Below are 18,807 nucleotides of genomic sequence, written 5' to 3' on the forward strand. Positions count from 1 at the left end.
GCGCCAGGATCATGCGGTGTGGTCGTGTTCCAGCACGCGGCCCCGGCTGCGCCAACAACAAGCCGCCCGTCGTCCGTCACGTGAGCGGCAGCGCGTCGGTAGCGATCCCAAGTTCGTCGAGACGTGCCAGATAGGCGCCGAGGTTACGCACCTTGACTTCCTCGTAGCCGCGAATGAGATCGGGGGCTGAGGCGACGGCCAGTGCCCATTCGTAGGAGTCGCGTGTGAGCGACCGCAGGAGGTCGTTGATGGTTGCTTCGTAGTGGGTGATCAACCGACGTTCGAGCCGTCTCATCTCGGTGTAGCCGAAGGGGTCCAGAGGCGTTCCCCTGAGACGTTTAGCCTTCGCCAGGAGCCGAAGCGCTACGTGGGTGCGCGGACCCATGCTGATCTTCTTCTTGCGACCGAGTGCCTTCAATATCGGTGGGTGCAGCTTGAAGGTCAGGTTTTCCCCGCCGGGGACCTGTGACCGCACCGATGCGAGGAACACCGGGTCGGTGAGCATGCGGGCGACCTCGTACTCGTCCTTGTATGCGATGAGCTTGAAGAAGTTTCGGGTTATGGCTTCAGACAGGTCGGTGCGGTCGGTGATTTCGCGCTCCTGATCCCACGCACGCTGTGTCAGGTTGATCAGCCGAGCAGCCGTGTGGTCGTCCTGGTATGCGACCAGGTCCGCCGCCCGCCGTTCCAAGAGTTCACGCACGGCGCCCGTGACCGTGCTCGTCGTGAAGAGATGGCTCGGCACCCGAGGCGTCGGGTCGTCGGCCGGGTCTGCGGTGGCGGTCCGGAATTCCGCGGGGTTGGCGACGGCGACCCGACCCCACCTGAAGGCCGCTTGATTCATCTGCACGGCGACCCCGTTGATCGAAATCGCGTCCTCGATCGCGGCGGCGGTCACCGGGAGCGCGCCGAGTTGATACGCGGCGCCGACCAAGAGAAAGTTCGCGGTGGTGGTGTTTCCGAAGAGGCGTTCGGCGGCGGCCAGCGCGTCAAAGGACACGAGCGACCGAGTCCGAACCTTCAACCGAGACAGCAGCGAGTCATCGCTCGGGTGCTCGACGGCGGCGTCGTAGACCATGTCGCCGGTGGGCGTCCTGCTGGTCGAGGCGACCGCGACGGTGCGAACCGGGTTGCTATAGCGGAGGTTCTGGGAATCGACGGCCGTGAGCAGGTCGAAGGCCAGTATGCAATCGGCCGCCCCGGCGCTGATTCGGTTGGATGAGGGGACGGCTTCGGTACTGAGCCGTAGGTGGGAGGTGACCGGTCCAGCCTTCTGGCTGAGGCCCGTCTGGTCCAGGCCCTCGGCGTAAAAGCCGGTGCGCAGGGCGGCCATCGCCAGCACCTGGTTGACGGTCACGATTCCCGTTCCCCCGATGCCGGCCAGAAAGACGTTGTAGACACCGGAGATCGGTGCCACCTCGGGGTCGGGCGCGTATGGCGGGATGGGTCGCTCGATCTCAGTGGATGGGCCCTTTGTCGCGGGCATTTCCACGGTCACGAATGACGGACAGTTGCCGTCCAGGCAGGAGTAGTCGGTGTTGCAGGTGCTCTGGTCGATTCGGGTCTTGCGGCCGAGTTCAGTTTCGACCGGCTGAACCGACAGACAGTTGCTCTTGACGCCGCAATCGCCGCAGCCTTCACAGACCGCCTCGTTGATCACCACCCGAGTGCGCCGGGGCGGCAGCATTCCGCGCTTACGCTTGCGGCGGGCTTCTGCCGCGCACTGCTGGTCGTAGATCAGTGCCGTGACGCCTTGGGTGTCACGCAACAGACGCTGTGCCTCGTCGAGGCGATCGCGGGGCCACAGCAGCACTCCGTCCGCGAACACCGCACCCTTGTGTCGCTCGGGCTCGTCGGCGCAGACGATCACTTTTGACACACCGTCGGCGATGAGTTTGTGGGTGAGTTCGGGAACCGTCAGTCCTGCCGCGACGTCCTGGGCTCCGGTCATCGCGACCGCGCTGTTGTAGAGGATCTTGTAGGTGATGTTCACACCGGCGGCGACACAGGCCTGCACCGCAAGCTGTCCAGAATGAAAATAGGTTCCGTCGCCGATGTTTTGGAAAATGTGTCGGACATCGGTGAACATCGCCTGGCCGATCCATTGCGCGCCCTCGCCTCCCATCTGGGTGAGGGCAGTGACCGCAGAATCTGTTCGCGAGGACATTGTGACTAGCGTGTGACAGCCGATTCCGCCGCCGGCCAGCGATCCGTCCGGCACCGCGGTGGAGCGGTTGTGTGGACAACCGGAGCAGAAGTAGGCGGTCCGGGTGGAGGGCAGCACCGTCAGGTCGAGCGTCGGCGGCGGGGCGGGCGCGAGTGCCACCCGTTCCTTCAACACCGCGCGAAGCGGTACGAGCAGGCGTGCGGTGGTGAGTTCGCCATCCGGGGGTATCAGCGTGCTCCCGTTGGACGCCTTCTTACCCAGGATCTCGGGCGCCGCGCGGCGGCCGTAGAGGATGTCCTTGACCTGCGTCTCGACGAACGCCGATTTGTCCTCGACCACCAGTATCCGCTCGACGCCGTCGGCCAGGCGGGAGACAATTTGTGGGTCAAGGGGATAGGGCATACCGATGCGCAGGATGCGGATGCCTGATCGGGTCAGGTCCGGGTCGGTCAACCCTAGATCGACTAGCGCCTCGCGCACCGTGTCGTAGGCCGTGCCGACGGCGACGATGCCCAGCCATGCCTGCGCGGGATCAACCTCGATACGGTCGAGGTCGTTGGCGGCGTTGAATGCTCGCACCATCGCCCAGCGGGGGCCGTATAGGTCCGCCTCGGCGAGCAGGCTGTCCGGCGGAGCGGCGCAGATGCGTTGGCGGTAGGTCCAGGGTCGGCCGTCCCATTCAATGGTGGGGACGGTGATGTCGAAGTCGGAGAAGTCGCGGTCCAGCGTCCAGAGTCCGTCTGCGACGTCGGCGACGATCTTCATGGCAGCCCAGCATCCCGAGGCGCGCGACAACGCGATGCCGTACATGCCGAACCTGATGACCTCTTCGGCATTGCGGGGGAACAGGATCGGCATCGATAGGGCCGCCAGGGATCGCTCACTGGCGACCGGGAGGCTCGAGGACTTCGCGCCGGGGTCGTCACCGACCAGGGCGAGCGCACCGCCTCCGGGGTTTGCCCCGTACATCGCTCCGTGGCGCAGGGCGTCGCTGGCGCGGTCGAGCCCAGGGCCCTTGCCGTACCAGACACCGATCACCCCGTCGTAGCTGCGGCTACCCCGGGGCAGGTCATTCTGGCTACCCCACACCGACGTGGCGGCGAGTTCTTCGTTGACTCCCGGCACAAGGTAGACATGATGCTCGGATTCGAGGTTGGGCAGGCTGGCTAGCAGCTGGTCCAGTCCGCCAAGCGGACTGCCCTGATACCCCGAGACGAAGGTGGCGACGTGGTGGCCATTGCGGGCGTCCCGTTCGTGCTGTTCGACCATCAATCGAGCGATTGCTTGCACTCCAGTCAGCAGGACTGGCCCGGAGGATGGCCGGTACCGCGCGTTGAGGTCGGGGTCAGGCCCGGCTGTATAAAGATCAGTCAAGGTGATGCGCCGTTCAGGGGTTAATGAGATGCGCGGGTGGCATGTGGTTCGAAAGTTCCTATCAGGTTGGTCTGGAATGGATTTCAGGTCAACTAATCTTGTTTCAACTGAGCGAATAGTTCAGTTGTACAGGTAAAACAACTGAGTGAGGTGACTCGAATGGTCAGCATTGATCGGCTCGACGTCGATCTGCTCGAGATGCTCGCGCGCGACGCGCGGGCCGGAGTCCTGGAACTGGCGTCCAGGCTGGGCATTTCGCGTAACACCGTGCAATCCCGCCTGAAGCGACTCGAAGAGGGCGGGCTGGTCGCCGGCTACCGCCCCGAACTCGACCTCGCACGGATCGGAATCGCCACGCAGGCCTTCATCGGACTGGAGGTGCAACAGGGCCGCCTCGGCCCAATCGTGGAAGCTCTCATCGGGATACCTCAGGTGCTGGAGATCCACGCGACCGCAGGGCGAGAAGATCTTCTGGTCCGCGTCGCTACCGAGACACAGGCCGGACTCCAACAGTTGATCGAGCAGGTGGTCGGTATTCCGGGGGTGGTGCACTCGACGACGACGTTGGCGCTGACGACTCCGCTGACCTTTCGGGCCGTGCCGCTGCTCAAGGACATGACGCGCAACGCTGGTTGGGGACGGTCGACGCCGAAGGATTGAGGGGTCGGCGGTCGGGGCCTGTTCGCTGTCAGCACCGTACGGGCGGGCAAGGGTTACCTATTGAACACATATTATGCAATCTGTACTATCCATAGTAGACGTTTCATCATCTGAGCTGACTTAATTCGTACCCGCGGGGCCAACGAACGGAGAGTTGCGACCAGGCATGGGTATCGATTCCGTCGTTGTGGGACAGGCGTTGTCCAACGTAGCCCCCGATCATAGGACCCAACTCATTTGCAGCTCATGTCTTCCAGCAGAGAGCGGTCCTGCCACCAAGGGGGCGTTGCCCCGTTGCAGAAGGAAGGTGTCATGACCGACCAGTCCGTGGTCTTCGATGAGGTTCGCCGAGGCATGATCCCGGCCCACATCTACAACGACCGGGAGATCTATGAGTTGGAGAAGCGGCACATCTTCGCCCGGGCGTGGATTTTCGTCGGCCACGAATCGGAGATCGCACAGCCGGGAGACTATGTCGTGCGGCGGATTCTCGAGGACTCGTTCATCATCACCCGCGACGAAAACGGCAATGTCTGTGCGCATTTCAACATGTGTCTGCACCGCGGCATGCAGGTATGCCGAGCGGAGATGGGCAACGCCTCGCACTTCCGGTGTCCGTATCACGGGTGGTCCTACCGCAATGACGGCAGGATCGTGGGATTACCCTTCCATCAGGATGCTTACGGCGGCGAGGAAGGATTTGCCCGCAAGGGACAACGGCTGCTGCCGGCTCCCAACGTTGCCGTCTACAACGGCATGATCTTTCTCAGCCTGAACGCCCAGGCGCCGCCACTGGAAGATTACCTGGGGGACTTCCGGTTCTACCTCGACTTCTACACGCGGCAGAGCTCGCGTGGCATTGAGCTGCACGGACCACAACGCTGGCGGATCAAGGCCAACTGGAAGATAGGCGCCGAGAACTTCGCCGGCGATATGTACCACACGCCCCAAACGCACACCTCGGTGGTCGAGATCGGGCTCTTTCGTGAGCCCAACGCGCAGAAGCGCAAAGAGGGCGCGCTGTACTGGGCCGGCAATGGTGGCGGAACCACCTACAAACTGCCTGACGGATCGTTGGAGGACCGGCTTCGGTACGTCGGCTATCCCGACCAGATGATCGAGCGGATGAAGCAGAGCTGGTCGCCGGAACAGATCGCCGTTATCGGTACCGACGGCTTCATGTTCAGTGCCGCAACGCTGTATCCCAACCTGTCATTCGTTCACAACTGGCCGAAGGTCGCCGACAGCGACGATGTGCTTCCGTTCATCACGCTGCGGCAGTGGCAGCCGATCAGCGAGGACGAGACCGAGGTGCTGTCATGGTTCGCCGTGGACGCCGACGCCCCGGAAGAGTTCAAGGCGCTGTCCTACAAGGCCTATCTCATGTGCTTCGGTAGTACCGGCATGTTCGAACAGGACGATGTCGAGAACTGGGTGTCGCTGACCAACACCGCGGCCGGCTCGATGGCGCGGCGATTACTGCTCAACAGCCGGATGGGTCTGCTCGCCGACGACTCGGAGGTAGCGCCTCCACTGCCTGCCGACCGATTCAGCGGACCGGGTATCGCCCGTCAAGGTTACAGCGAGTTCAATCAGCGAGAGTTCTTGCGGCGCTGGGCAAATGATCTACAAGCAGGTTCTGCTGAGACGGCACACCCGGAACCATCCAATGGTGTGACGGTCAACGGCGGCCCCGGGACGGTGACGCGAGTATGAGCACCGCCCCCGACACCCATTCCAGCCGGTCCCGCCTCGGAGGGTCGGCATCGCGCGTCACCCGGACAGGCAAGACACTGCGATTCGACGATGAGCGGCACCTGGTCGCCCACCAGTGGCTGGTGGACGAGTCCTATCTGCTGGACGCACAAGCGTATTCGCAGTGGCTCGAGGTTCTCTCTGAGGACATCCACTATCTGATGCCGGTCAGGGTCACGACGGCACTGGCCGCCGGCTACGACACTTCGCCTGGCATGGCACATTTCGATGAAGACAAGTACTCGTTGTCTCGCCGGGTAGCCCGCTTCCTCACCGAACACGCCTGGACCGAGGATCCGCCGTCCCGGCTGCGCCACCACCTGTCGAACGTGCGGACCTTCGCTACCGACGACCCGGACCACCTGATCGTCGAGTCCGCCACCCTGCTGTTCCGTAGTAGAGGCGACGTGCGGGAAGGTGCCTTTCTATCCGCGGGCCGGGAGGACCTGCTGCGGCTCGAGGGCGAGCAGTGGCGGCTGGCCCGTCGCATCATCTCGGTCGACGAATCCGTCATCCGGATGCAGAATCTGGCGGTGTTTCTGTGACGCCCCCCGAGCATGAGCAGACTGGCTCGGCGGGCGCGGCACGCAGTGAGCTGCTCAAACATGTTGTCGGCGAACCGATCACAATCGGTAACGAGTTCAGTGAGGTGCGCCTCACCCGGGTCGATACCCGCAACGGCTCGCGGCTGCTGATCGAATCGCAGAAGTCCGGGCAGTGGGTGGCGCTGTGTCCTCTCGAAGTCGAGGCCCTGACGTGGCAGTCGACCGCGACATTCTCGGCAATGATCGGACACCCCTTCGGGTCCCTGGTCGACGAGCGGTCGGGTCAGTCCGCTCCGGAGTCGTGGTGACCGGCTGGCTCACCGGTCGGCGGGCTCTTGTCGTGGGCGCCGGTTCGGGGATCGGCAGGGCGGTGGTCGACGCCTTCCTGGATGAAGGTGCGCGCGTGGCTGTTCTGGAACGCGATGAGGAGAAGTGCTCGGCGCTGAGCGCCCAGCATCCCGACGTCCCCGTGGTGTGTGGCGATGGGAGCTTGCGCGCCGCCAATGACGCGGCCGTCGACGCCGCTGTCGAGGCGTTCGGCGGTCTGGACGTGCTCGTCAACTGCGTTGGGGTGTTCGACTTTTACCGCAGCATTGAAGAAATCGACGTGGACGTGCTCGACGAGGCATTCGACGAGATCTTTCGCGTCAACGTCAGAAGCTACCTGCATTCGGTCAAGGCGGCGCTTCCCGCGCTGCGTGAATCCGAGCGGCCCGCCATCGTGCTGACCGAGTCAACGTCCGGGTACTACGCGGGGCGAGGTGGGGTGCTCTACGTGGCTTCCAAATTCGCCGTCCGCGGATTGGTCACCGCGCTATCTCATGACCTGGCGCCGCAGATCAGGGTCAACGGCGTTGCCCCCGGCGCCACCCTGGGTACCGACCTTCGCGGCCTGGCCGTTCTGGGCATGGCGGACCGCAGCATCTCGAAAGTGCCCGGTCGTGCCGAAGAGGTGTCGGCGCGCGTTCCCCTGCAGGTCGCCTTGTCCGCTGAGGACCACGCGTGGAGTTACGTTTTCCTGGCATCGCATCGCGCCCGTGGCATCACCGGCGACGTGATCCACCCCGACGGAGGCATGAGCGTTGCCGCGGCCCCGAGGAAGCGCAGTTGAGCACTCGCACCGCACGATCGGAAGAGAGGGGACAACTATGCCCAGACTCCACGCTGACTACCAGTCGTGCCAGGGTTATGGCAACTGCGTAACCGGCGCTGCCGACACCTTCGATGTCGACGACGACGGCGTGGTGGTGCTGTTGCGCGACACCTTCGCAGAGCCTGAGCGCTCACGAATCGAGGACGCGGTTGGCAGTTGCCCCGTGAACGCCTTGAGCATCGAGGCCGACTGATGTCCGGGCAGACCGTCGTCATCGTGGGGTCGTCCGTCGGCGGAGTGCGCACCGCAAAGGCGCTACGATCCCAGGGCTTCGGCGGCCGAATCGTGTTGATCGGCCGCGAGAGCAATCTGCCCTACGACAAGCCGCCCCTCTCTAAGCAGTTCCTCGCAGGCTCGTGGGATCAGAGCCGGCTGACGATGCTCACCGCCGAGCAAGCCGACGAGGCGGGTATCGAACTGCGCCTCGGCAACGCAGCTGAGCAACTTTATCTTGCTGATCGAGCGGTGGTCCTCGCCGACGGCGCCCGCGTCCCATTCGACATCCTGGTCGTCGCCACCGGCGCTGATGCGCGACCGGCCCCGTGGCCGGTGGCCTCCGGCGTTTATCTCGTGCGGACGCTCGACGACAGCCGTGGACTGGCTCGCGCGCTGGCGGCCGCCGGACCGGTGGTAGTCGTGGGCGGCGGGTTCATCGGCGCCGAGGTGGCCTCGACTGCGCACGCCGCGGGGCGGAACGTAACCATCGTCGATCCGCTCACCGCACCGATCGGCCGGATCGTCGGGGCTGAACTCGGCGCCATCCTCACCAGCGTGCACGCGAGGCACGGGGTGCAGACGCGATTCGGCGCCGGTGTCGAGTCGGTCGATGGTCGCGAGGGCGATCTTCGCGTCACCCTAACGAGCAACGAGACGCTGCGCGCGGCCATCGTGGTCGTCGGTATTGGCGCCATCCCCAACGACGCCTGGCTATCCTCCTCCGGACTGCTGATCGACGATGGCGTGGTGTGCGACGAATTCTCCCGCGCGGTAGGGCATCCGGGCGTCTTCGCGGTCGGTGACGTGGTGCGCTGGCGTCATCCTGGGCATCAGGAAGATGTACGCGTCGAGCACTGGACCAACGCCGCCGAGCAGGCCGCCTGTGTGGCCCACAACATCACCCACCCCGACGAACTGCGTTCCTACGCTCCGACCGAATACGTGTGGAGTGACCAGTACGACTGGAAGATACAAATCGCCGGGCGGCCGCACCGAGCGACGCTCGATCGGATCGTTGGCGACATGGACGTCGACCCGCCGCAGAGTGCAGCAGTGTTCGGCGATCAGGACGGGATGCTGACTGCGGCTGTCACCGTCAACTGGCCGAAGGCCTTGATGCTGTGCCGCAGAATGATTGGCGCGGGAACGACCGTCGCCGACTGCCTGGCGGAAGTGGAACGCTTACCGCAGCTCAACGTAGGCCAATCGGCCGGAGGGTGATCACCGGATGACTATGGAAGCAGAACCGATCGTTGCCCGGGCATACGGGCCGACACCCCAGTACCCCGTGGAATCGGTCGACAACGCCTTGCAGATCGTCATGCTCCTGGCGACCCGGAATGAACTCCGGCTTACCGATGTGAGCGCCTACCTCGGCGTGGCGAGTTCAACGGCGCACCGGCTACTCGCCATGCTGTCCTACCGCGGACTGATCCGCCAGGATCCGAAAACTAGGGCCTACCGTGTAGGACCGGGTCTGGATCTGCTCGCCTTCAGCGTGCTGCGCCAGCTGGATGTCCGCGACCGTGCCCGGCCGGTGTTGGAAAAACTGAACGCCGGTCTAAGGGAAACCGTGCATCTGGGAAGGCTGGAAGGCGCCGAGGTCGACTTCGTCGCGTCCATCGAGAGTCCGCAGGCGCTGCGGGTGTCTAACCGTCTGGGCGTGGCGATGCCCGCACACTGCACGTCGACCGGCAAGGCGTTGCTTTCCGCTCTTGGGCCCGGGGAGCTCGACCGGCTCTATCCCCACGCCGATCTGATCCAGATGACGCGGAATTCCATTGCATCGAGGGTGGCGCTCGATGCGGAGCTCGCCGAGGTGCGCAAGCGCGGGTATGCCATCAGTAATGAAGAGGGCGAGGTGGGCGTGATCTCCATCGCAGTAGCGCTGCGCGGCGGATCGTATGCCCTCAACGCCTCGGTGCCCGTCAGCCGAATGACTAAGCGCTTGCGCAGAACAGTGCTCAGTGAGCTGATTGCTGCTACCAATGAGATTGATGGACTGCTGCCATGAACCGGGCAGAGCGTCTCGAATTGACCTACGGTGGCGAACTTTATGACAGAACGCGTCGCCTGTACACGGGCGAGGTCGCACCTGAGGGTATACGGATGCGCTACCTGCACACCGCGATCGAAGACCTCTTCTGGCGCCAGGGCAAGTACGGCGAGTTCGACGTGGCCGAGTATTCGATGGGCGCATACCTGTCCACGGTTGACGATCCCGATCGGCCTTTCGTCGCCCTCCCGGTATTCCCGTCTCGGCTTTTCCGCCACTCCAGTGTCTACGTGCGCGACGACGCGAATGTGTCCGAGGCGGCCGACCTCAACGCCGGCGTCATCGGGACCCCCGAATGGAGCATGACCGCCTCGTTGTGGATGCGCGGCATACTGGGCGAGCACCACGGTGTCGATCTCGCGTCGGTCCGTTGGCGCACAGGTGGTCTCGAGGAGCCGGGTCGTCAGGAGAAGGCGCCGGTGACACCCCCTGCCTATTTCGACGTGTCCCGCATCGACGACGAGGACACCCTCAGCGAACAGCTGATCCGCGGTGAACTGGACGGACTGATCACAGCGCGTGCCCCACGGGCGTTCCTGCAAGGCGATCCGCGGATTCGACGGTTGTGGCCAGACTTCCGTGCCGTGGAGCGCGCCTATTTCGAGGCGACTCAAATTGTTCCGATCATGCATGTGGTGGTCGTCAAACGTTCGGTGTTGACCGCTCATCCATGGGTGGCCAACAACCTCGTCGATGCGTTCGAACGGGCCCGCAAACCCGTACAGCGGGAGCTTATCGACACCGCAGTCTGCACGACCAGCCTGATATGGGAGTCCTCCTACGCGGAAGCAGAAAAAGACATTCTCGGCGATCCCTTCCGCTGCGGCGTCGCTGAGAACCTCGCCGCCCTACAGGCATTGCTGGCCTACGCGCACGAGCAGGGGTTCAGCGAACGCCCGCTGCGACTCGAGGATGTGTTCGTACCGTCGACCGTCAGCGCAGCGCGCGTGTAGCCCCAACAAACCCGTTGTGACTCAAGCGAGTCCAAGGATCCTCTCGGCGGTCAGCACGCTGACCGCCGAAGTGACCGCGTCGGGGAGACCGGCGCCGAGCAGGGCCGCTCCTGCTGGTCGTTCGGCGATGGCGAACGGATAATCGGTGCCGACCACCACCCGATCTGCCCCGACCCGCCCGACCAGAGCCGCAACCGCGTCCTCGTCGAAGAGCAGCGAGTCGTAATAGAAGCGGCCGGCATAACTCGACGGACGGTCGCTGCAGTACGTCACTGCCGATGAGTTCTCCCAGAATCGCTCGATTCTCGGAAGCAGTGCCAGAAACGCACCTCCGCCGTGAGCGAGCAGAATGTCGAGGTTGGGATGGCGGTCAAGAACGCCGCCTATCACCAATGACGCTGCAGCCGTCGCCGTCTCAGCGCCCATTCCGATGGAATCGGCGAGACCGTACTTCGTGAGCCGATCCGAACCCAGCACCTGCCACGGGTGTACAAAGACCAGAGCGCTGTGATCGGCACAGGCCGCGAAGAAGGGATCCAGCGCGCGGTCGTCGAGATTAAGTCCGCGGATGTTCGAGCCGATCTCGACACCAGCGAGGCCGAGAACCTGCCGAATTTCGACGACCATCTCCGCGGCCCGGTCCGGGTCCTGCAGCGGAACTGTGCCCAGCCCGCTGAACCGCGCCGGATATGCGCGAACCGCGTCGGCGATCCATTCGTTCTGCACCCGCGCCATCTCGGCCACGCCATCGGCGCTCAGACCATAAGAGAAAGTTATCGGTATGGGTGAAATAACCTGTCTTGCAACGCCGTCAGTCTCCATGTCGGCGAGTCGTCGCTCCAGGTTCCAGCATTGGTCCGTGATCGAACGAAAGTGCCGGTCGCCGAGCATGATATCGGCGCTACACGGACCGGTTTCCACCAGTTCCAGCCAGGAACCCGCGAAGCGTCGGCCGAAGTTGGGTAGGGAGCGGGGCAGGCCATGGGTGTGGAGATCGATCACAATATCGCCTGAAAAGACGCCGGTAGTCTCATGACGACACCTGACCACGGAGCCTCGGGCGTGGGCGCTTGAGATCGGCGCCATTGGTGACGGTCTGGCAGTTCTGTTCGATCGAGTCGTAGAACTTGCCGAGCAACGTCTGCAGCTGACGCTTCTGCGGGGGTGTCAGATCGCTCATCAGGGTCTGTAGGTATGCCCAATGTCCGGGCAGAAACTTGCGTAGAAAGGCGCGGCCGGGTTTACCGATGCGGATCAGGAAGGACCGACGGTCATCGGGATTCGTTATGCGTTCGACGTAACCCCGCCGCGCCAACCCGTCCACGACACCGGTCAGGTTAGCCGGCAGCACGGAGACCGCCTGACCAAGAGCCCCCATCGTCAGCGGCTGCGAGGCGCGGTCGAGCACCGTGAGGATATTGAGCTGGCTGATGTTCAGGTCGTGCGGCAGTAGTTCGCTGACGTGAGCCCGCTCAAAGGCGGTCGCGGTACGGAACAGCGCCAACGTCAGTCCCAGGACTGCGGTGTCGAATCCCGGATCCTCCCGGTCGGCCGCCCTTGCGATCTCCTCGGCGATCGAGCGTGGGTTACGGGGCCGTCGCGGCATGGGATCGCCTCCCGATTTGATCACGATGGTGGATAGTTCCGGTTCTGTACAGTACCGACGTCAACAAATTTGTCGCGGTGTCGGGTGAAGGGTTTAACAACTCACGGGAGAGGAATGTTGACGGTCTTGGTCTGGAGGTAACTCTCCAATTCCTCGACTCCCTCTTCGGTACCTGTTCCGCTGTCCTTGCGCCCGCCGAACGGCGCACCCAGAAAGTGGCTGCCGCTGCCGTTAATCCACACATAGCCGGTGTCAAGCCTGTCTGCCACCGAGACTGCGGTCGTGATGTCGTTGCTCCAGATCGCGCCGGTTAGACCGAACGGTAGTGCGTTGGCCTGAGCGATGGCGGCGTCAAGATCTGTGAACCGCAGCACCGACAAGACCGGACCGAAAATCTCCTCACGCGCAACGGTCATCGACATGTCGACGTCGGCGAAGACCGTCGGCTCGACGTAGAAGCCCGCCTCGAATTGCTTCCCCGGCGGCCGTCCGCCGCCGGTGACCAAGCTAGCCCCTTCGCGTTTCGCGACGTCGATGTAGTGATTCACCTTGTCGAACTGCGCTTGGGATACCAGGCATCCCATCTCGGTGGCCGGATCCAGCGGATGACCGATCCTGATCGACTTCAATCGCTCGACCAGGCCGGAAACCACCTGGTCGTGAAGTGACTCGTGAAGAAAGAGCCGGGTCGTCGATCCGCAGGACTGTCCCTGGCTCCAATGACAGTTCATGCCGAAAGCCGCGCCCTCGACGACGGCGCTCGGGTCGGCGTCCGGGCAGACGATCATCGCGTTCTTGCCGCCGAGTTCCAGGGTGACGTGTTTGATGCCCGCCTCGGCTGCCGCGGCCATCACCTTCTGGCCAGTGGGGACGCTGCCGATGAGTGCGATGCGCTTGACGTCGCGGTGTCGGACCAGTGCGTCTCCCGCCACCGCACCGCTTCCCGAGATGATGTTGACAACGCCGGGCGGAAACGACTCGAGAACCACCTCGGCCATCAGCAGCGAGGACAGCGGAGCCTGATCGGGCACCTTGAGAATCAGTGTGTTGCCGGTGATCAGCGGAGCGCCTACTTTGGCGGCGGCGAACAGGATGGGGTGGTTAAAGGGAATTATCCGCCCGACCGCGCCGTACGGTTCTTTGCGGGTCATCAGCCAGCTGCGCGTCATCGACGGAAGGGTGTCGCCGGTGACGCTGAAGGCCACCGCCGCGTGGTAGTCGAGCCACCGGCTAGCCATAATGACGTCGCCGACCATGGCTGTCACGGGATTGCCGGTGTCGATAGCGTCGAGCAGACCGAAATCGGTTGCGCGGGCACGCAATCTCTGCGCGAACGACCTAATCATCTCCGATCGCTCAAGCAATGTGGTGTCGCGCCATTGCGGGAACGCCGCCACCGCCGCCGCGACAGCTGCGTCAACGTCGGGGAGGCCCGCGGCAGGAACGCGGGCGATGGTGGAGCCGTCATGCGGGGCGGTGATCTCCATCGCCGCGCCGTCAGCGGCGCTGACGCGGTCGCCCCCGATGAGCATCCGCCAGTCACGGTCGAGCAGCCTAGCGACGTCCGTCTTGTTGCTTTCGAGAGAGGATTGCACGTGCTATGCCCACTTTCTGGAGGACCACTCGTCGGCGTAAGCCGACTCTAGCGGTTAAACCTGCCGTTTAGCCTATATCCACAAATATTTCATAACTATAACTAATTCGGACGCTACCGCACGCCGCCACGTGGCCGCGACCATGTCACGTAATGGCCTGTTGCGCAGCGCGAATCTTGCGACTTCGACCCGACAGGGGTCATTGCGCTCGCCACCTCCCTAGGTGTGCAGGGACGGCTTTGACCCGAAGGGCAGTACGCAATATAGTTCACAAGCATAAGTAAAAACCGAGTGGCGCATCTGGGATGTCGCGGTGCGGGCTGAGTTGCCTCGTCAGGTTCAGGAAGGTCGGAGATGATCGAACTGCAGGACATTGCTTACGTGCGATCGGGGGTGACCGATCTCCAGCGTGCGACCCGCTTCGCGGTCGACATCGTAGGACTGGATCCGGTCGCGCAGGACCAAGGTGTCACCTATTTGCGGGCCGACGGCCGTCATCACTGCCTAGCGCTGATCGAAAGCAACCGGCCCGGCGTCCTCGCATCGGCGTTCTCGTTGCGAGACGATGCCGCGCTCGAGTCAGCCGAAGTCGAGTTGCAGCAGTACGGCTGCACAGTTTCGCGTGGCTCCGAACAGGAAGCGCGACACCGACATGTTCGCAATTTCATCGCTTTCGACGACCCCTTCGGCAATCACGTCGAACTGGTCACGGGCCAGAGCACCCTGGTGCGTCCGATCAACTTCGGTCGACCCGCCGCAGGTATCGCGGAGTTCGGCCACCTGTGCCTCGATGCCCCCGATGTACGGGCTGCGCACGCCTTCTGGTCTACGGTGTTCAGCGCCAAGGTGTCCGACTGGATCGGTGAGGGCGCTTGCCTGATGCGAATCGACCCCGTCCATCACAAGCTCGCGTTCTTCCAGAGCGACGCCGGACCAGGCTTCTGTCACATCAACTTCCAGGTCGAGACGCTCGACGATGTGATGCGCAATTGGCGATTCCTGCAACAGAACGATGTGCAGATTCTGCATGGGCCAGGCCGTCACCCGACGTCGACGGCCATCTTCGTCTACTTCCTCGGGCCCGACAACCTGACCTACGAGTACTCATTCGGGGTCCAGTTGATTGAAGACGAGGCGTGGACTCCCCGCATGTTCGAGCTCGGAGAGCCGGGCTCGATCGATATGTGGTTGGGTCCAACCCAGCGGACCGTCTCCCAGAGTCAACTCGTAGGCCGCTCGACAGCATCGCTTTCTGTCGTTGCGCCTGAGCTCAGCGTGTGATGCGTACCGAAGAGTGCCATCAGATGGCCGAGGAGCTGCTGGCTGCCTACCAGACGCGCAACCCGATCGCCCCGCTGACCGACCGATTCCCTGACTTGACCGTGGCGGAGGGCTTCGACATCCAGCGAGCACAGGTCGATCGGTGGATGGCCGAAGGCCGGATCATCAAGGGCCACAAAGTTGGCCTGACCTCTGCGGCCATGCAACGCCAAATGGGAGTGAATCAACCGGATTTCGGTGTCTTGCACGACCAGATGTTCCACCCAGAGTCCGATCCCATCCCGGTGACTGCTTTCCTGCAGCCGCGTGTAGAACCGGAGATCGCCCTAGTAATCAAGCGTGACCTTGCCGGTCCCGGCGTGACAGTCGCCGAGGCCCTGGCCGCGGTGGACTTCGTGCTGCCGGCACTGGAAATCATCGACAGCCGCATCGCCGACTGGCGTATCAGCGTCGCCGACACGGTTGCCGACAACGCCTCGTCAGGGGGAGTCGTGCTCGGCGGGCGTCCTGTTCGACCCACAGATGCGGACCTTCGGCTCCTCGGATGCAACCTGTACTGCAACGGCGAGGTGGTCGCGACGGGTGCCGGGGGAGCGGCGCTCGGCTCGCCGGTGATATCGCTGGCATGGCTGGCCAACACCCTGGGTCAGCAGAACGACTGCCTGAGAGCCGGTGATGTCGTGCTACCGGGTTCGGTGACCGCGGCACAACCGGTGCGACCAGGAGATGTCTGGACCGCGCAGTTTGCCCAACTCGGGCTCGTCACCGCACGTTTCGCCGCAGGAGAGTCGTGAATAAATGGACCGTTGATCGGGCGGCCTCCGCGCTGCTTGACGCAGAGGACACGCGAACCGCCCGCAACCCGATCACCGATGATTGGGCCGAGCTCGACCTAAGGACCGCCTATGCGGTTCAGGACGAGGCGTTGTGCCGCCGAGTCGAGCGTGGTGAAAGCGTCGTCGGTGTGAAGCTGGGCCTGACGTCTCGAGCCAAGCAGCAGCGAATGGGTATTTCGTCGCCGCTCGTTGCATGGCTGACCGATGCGATGACGCTGCCCGCCGGGGCGCCGTTGCCGGCGGGCGTGTTGATTCATCCGCGCGTCGAGCCGGAACTCGTCTTCGTCATGAAGGAGCGGTTGAGCGGTCCCGGTGTTACAGCGGCACAAGCGATGTCAGCGGTGGGGCACGTCTACGCGGGCATGGAGATCATTGACTCCCGCTATCGCGATTTTCGGTTCACCCTGCCTGACGTCGTCGCCGACAACGCCTCATCGGGTCGATATCTGACGGGCCCAATCGGATTGCGGCCGGAAGAACTGGACCTTTCACTGGAGGCGTGCTTGGTCGAAGTCGACGGCGTCATCGTCGACAGCGCCACCGGAGCCGCGGTTCAAGGTCACCCTGCGGAGGCGCTGGCGCTGGCGGCGAACGTGCTCGCCGACCGGGGGTTGGCGATCGAACGCGGTTGGATTGTGCTCACCGGCGGGATGACCGATGCGGTTGCGCTCGGTCCTAAAAGCGTTGTGAGAATGCATTTTTCGAACCTAGGCTCACTGGTCGTCCACGAAGGGAAGTAACGCGATGCCGTTAGTCGAAGTCACCCTGGTCCAGGGCCGGGCACAACACCAGTTACGCACGCTAATCAGCGAGTTGACCGACGCGGTCGAGACGGCGCTGGGCGTCTCACGTTCCGCCATCCGGGTGGTCCTGCGTGAAGTTCCCGATACCCATTGGGCCGCCGGTGACGTGACCATCGCCGAGCGCAACAAGAGTTCATGATGATGACCGAGCTCATACCTCACGTCATCGATGGTGAAGAGACCGAGTCGGCCAGTCAGGCGTGCTTCGACACCGTCGATCCGTGGACCCGCCAGCCGTGGGCCAGGGTGGCGCTCGGCGGCGCTGAGGAGGCCGCCCGGGCCGTAACCGCGGCGCGCCGGGCCTTCGACGAAGGCCCCTGGCCACGAATGGGTTTGGCTGAGCGGGGCGCGATTCTGCACCGGCTGGCCGATCTAATCATCGAGCATCGCGACGAGCTGGCCCTCGCGGACACCACCGATATGGGAAAGCCGATCACCGACACACGAGGCAACGACGTGCCGCGGTCTGCGCAGAACTTCCGTTTCTTCGCAGACCATGCGCGGCTCTCAGCCGGTGAAGCACTGCCGATGGACACCGGTCACCATGCCTACACCAGATTCGAGCCGGCGGGTGTCGTCGCCGCGATCGCGCCGTGGAATTTCCCGCTGATGCTCGAGACGTGGAAGGTCGCGCCGGCCCTCGCGTGGGGAAACACGGTCGTCCTCAAACCTGCCGAGGACACTCCCGCGTCGGCGACCATCCTGGCGAGACTTGCCCTGCAGGCCGGGATGCCCGATGGCGTCCTGAATGTCGTGCACGGATATGGTCCCGATTCTGTGGGATCCGCGCTCACCGGCGATCCCCGCGTTGACAGGATCACCTTCACCGGCGAAACCGGTACCGGCAGAACCATCGCGGCGGCGGCGGCGGCCCACCTGACCCCGGTGAGCCTGGAACTGGGCGGAAAGGGTGCCAACCTGGTCTTCGCCGACGCCGACCTCGACAGCGCGGTGAGCTGGTCGATCCGGGCCATCTTCTCCAATGCCGGGCAGGTGTGCCTCGCCGGTAGCCGCCTGTACGTCCAGCGGCAGGTCTACGACGAGTTCTTGGCACGTTTTGTGAGAGCCTCCGAATCGCTGATCGCTGGAGATCCGAAAGCCGTTGACACCCAGGTTGGACCACTGGCCTCGCAAGAACACTGGAAGAAGGTCCGCTCCTACGTCGAGGGGATCCCCGCCGAAGGGGGCACCATGCGCACGGGTGGTCCGGGCGAGGGGTGGCTCATCCACCCGACGGTCGTAACCGACCTGCCTGCAACCGCGCGCCTCTGCCGTGAAGAGATCTTCGGCCCCGTCGCGGTCGTCGCGCCGTTCGACACCGAGGCAGACGGCATTGCTGCAGCCAACGACACACCCTATGGGCTAAACGCGATGTTGTTCAGCGAGAACCTCTCGCGTGCCCACCGCGTGGCAGCAGCGCTGAACGCGGGCACCGTGTGGGTGAATTGCTTTTTCATTCGTGATTTGCGGGCGCCGTTCGGCGGGGTGGGTGATTCCGGAATCGGCCGTGAGGGTGGCACATTCAGCCGCGAATTCTTCACCGAGCCGAAGGCGGTGGTGATGGCGATCAGTGACGGTGGCACCGCCTAGGACGCCGCTGATGTAGTGACCTGCAGCGGTGCCGGAATTGGCGGTCCGTGCTCGCGACTTATGACCACGGGGGCTTGAAGGTGAACGGTGCAAATCAGCCGATCTCGGGCACCCGCCGCACGATCTGAAACACGCCGTCATGGCCCCACCGTGCTCGGCCGGCAGACGGATACTGCCCGCAGACAACCGATCGCCGACCAGCAGCAGCACTCCATCA

General features: G+C 63.8%; 18 protein-coding genes. 14 read left to right on the forward strand and 4 right to left on the reverse strand.

The features are described 5' to 3' along the window. Positions 1–76: 76 nt before the first annotated feature. Complete coding sequence (locus P6281_RS08930; protein WP_442757120.1) at positions 77–3,541, reverse strand: indolepyruvate ferredoxin oxidoreductase family protein; 3,465 nt, start codon at positions 3,539–3,541, stop codon at positions 77–79. A gap of 159 nt (positions 3,542–3,700) precedes the next feature. Here P6281_RS08930 and P6281_RS08935 point away from each other — a divergent pair, with 159 nt between their 5' ends. From P6281_RS08935 to P6281_RS08975, 9 genes are all read left to right on the forward strand, one after another. Next, the gene (locus tag P6281_RS08935; protein WP_317727675.1) at positions 3,701–4,201 is read left to right on the forward strand and encodes an Lrp/AsnC family transcriptional regulator; all 501 of its coding nucleotides are present in this window, start codon (positions 3,701–3,703) and stop codon (positions 4,199–4,201) included. A gap of 312 nt (positions 4,202–4,513) precedes the next feature. Next, positions 4,514–5,917, forward strand: coding sequence for an aromatic ring-hydroxylating dioxygenase subunit alpha (locus P6281_RS08940; RefSeq protein WP_324738794.1), 1,404 nt, complete (start codon positions 4,514–4,516; stop codon positions 5,915–5,917). After that, a complete protein-coding gene (locus P6281_RS08945) occupies positions 5,914–6,501 on the forward strand; it encodes a 3-phenylpropionate/cinnamic acid dioxygenase subunit beta (protein ID WP_009953908.1) in 588 nt (195 codons plus the stop codon). The genes P6281_RS08940 and P6281_RS08945 overlap by 4 nt, the downstream gene beginning before the upstream one ends. Positions 6,502–6,551: 50 nt before the next feature. After that, complete coding sequence (locus tag P6281_RS08950; protein WP_196771120.1) at positions 6,552–6,809, forward strand: hypothetical protein; 258 nt, start codon at positions 6,552–6,554, stop codon at positions 6,807–6,809. Next, on the forward strand, positions 6,806–7,612 hold the full coding sequence (gene hcaB, locus P6281_RS08955; protein WP_324738937.1) for a 3-(cis-5,6-dihydroxycyclohexa-1,3-dien-1-yl)propanoate dehydrogenase: 807 nt from the start codon (positions 6,806–6,808) through the stop codon (positions 7,610–7,612). Before P6281_RS08950 ends, hcaB begins: the two co-directional genes overlap by 4 nt. 37 nt (positions 7,613–7,649) lie before the next feature. Further along, the gene (locus P6281_RS08960; RefSeq protein WP_009953912.1) at positions 7,650–7,847 is read left to right on the forward strand and encodes a ferredoxin; all 198 of its coding nucleotides are present in this window, start codon (positions 7,650–7,652) and stop codon (positions 7,845–7,847) included. Beyond that, positions 7,847–9,091: an NAD(P)/FAD-dependent oxidoreductase gene (locus P6281_RS08965; protein WP_324738795.1), complete on the forward strand. Its 1,245-nt coding sequence runs from the start codon at positions 7,847–7,849 to the stop codon at positions 9,089–9,091. Before P6281_RS08960 ends, P6281_RS08965 begins: the two co-directional genes overlap by 1 nt. Positions 9,092–9,098: 7 nt before the next feature. Then, positions 9,099–9,884 carry an IclR family transcriptional regulator gene (locus tag P6281_RS08970; protein WP_163714991.1) on the forward strand — a complete coding sequence of 262 codons (786 nt, stop codon included), beginning with the start codon at positions 9,099–9,101 and terminating at the stop codon, positions 9,882–9,884. Beyond that, on the forward strand, positions 9,881–10,879 hold the full coding sequence (locus tag P6281_RS08975; protein WP_324738797.1) for a 4,5-dihydroxyphthalate decarboxylase: 999 nt from the start codon (positions 9,881–9,883) through the stop codon (positions 10,877–10,879). The genes P6281_RS08970 and P6281_RS08975 overlap by 4 nt, the downstream gene beginning before the upstream one ends. Before the next feature lie 21 nt (positions 10,880–10,900). Here the strand turns inward: P6281_RS08975 and P6281_RS08980 are convergent, their stop codons facing one another. From P6281_RS08980 to P6281_RS08990, 3 genes are all read right to left on the reverse strand, one after another. Continuing rightward, on the reverse strand, positions 10,901–11,881 hold the full coding sequence (locus P6281_RS08980) for an amidohydrolase family protein (RefSeq protein WP_324738798.1): 981 nt from the start codon (positions 11,879–11,881) through the stop codon (positions 10,901–10,903). A gap of 28 nt (positions 11,882–11,909) precedes the next feature. Beyond that, positions 11,910–12,485, reverse strand: coding sequence for a MarR family winged helix-turn-helix transcriptional regulator (locus tag P6281_RS08985; RefSeq protein ID WP_179300135.1), 576 nt, complete (start codon positions 12,483–12,485; stop codon positions 11,910–11,912). A gap of 101 nt (positions 12,486–12,586) precedes the next feature. After that, positions 12,587–14,017, reverse strand: coding sequence for an aldehyde dehydrogenase family protein (locus P6281_RS08990; RefSeq protein ID WP_324738939.1), 1,431 nt, complete (start codon positions 14,015–14,017; stop codon positions 12,587–12,589). A 417-nt stretch (positions 14,018–14,434) separates the two neighbouring features. Between P6281_RS08990 and P6281_RS08995 the strand changes: the two genes are divergently transcribed. The 5 genes from P6281_RS08995 to P6281_RS09015 are packed head-to-tail and all read left to right on the forward strand — an operon-like array spanning position 14,435 to position 18,590. Then, positions 14,435–15,361, forward strand: coding sequence for a VOC family protein (locus P6281_RS08995; protein ID WP_324738799.1), 927 nt, complete (start codon positions 14,435–14,437; stop codon positions 15,359–15,361). Further along, a complete protein-coding gene (locus P6281_RS09000; RefSeq protein WP_324738940.1) occupies positions 15,361–16,155 on the forward strand; it encodes a 2-keto-4-pentenoate hydratase in 795 nt (264 codons plus the stop codon). The genes P6281_RS08995 and P6281_RS09000 overlap by 1 nt, the downstream gene beginning before the upstream one ends. After that, on the forward strand, positions 16,152–16,937 hold the full coding sequence (locus P6281_RS09005) for a 2-keto-4-pentenoate hydratase (protein WP_324738800.1): 786 nt from the start codon (positions 16,152–16,154) through the stop codon (positions 16,935–16,937). The genes P6281_RS09000 and P6281_RS09005 overlap by 4 nt, the downstream gene beginning before the upstream one ends. Positions 16,938–16,941: 4 nt before the next feature. After that, a complete protein-coding gene (locus P6281_RS09010; RefSeq protein ID WP_324738801.1) occupies positions 16,942–17,139 on the forward strand; it encodes a tautomerase family protein in 198 nt (65 codons plus the stop codon). Beyond that, positions 17,136–18,590 (forward strand): aldehyde dehydrogenase, encoded by a 1,455-nt coding sequence (locus P6281_RS09015; protein ID WP_324738802.1) that lies wholly within the window; start codon positions 17,136–17,138, stop codon positions 18,588–18,590. The genes P6281_RS09010 and P6281_RS09015 overlap by 4 nt, the downstream gene beginning before the upstream one ends. Positions 18,591–18,807 lie beyond the last annotated feature (217 nt).

The sequence above is a fragment of the Mycobacterium sp. 5-140-3-2 genome (genome assembly GCF_035666375.1).
In the GTDB taxonomy this organism is placed as follows: Bacteria; Actinomycetota; Actinomycetes; order Mycobacteriales; family Mycobacteriaceae; genus Mycobacterium; species Mycobacterium intracellulare.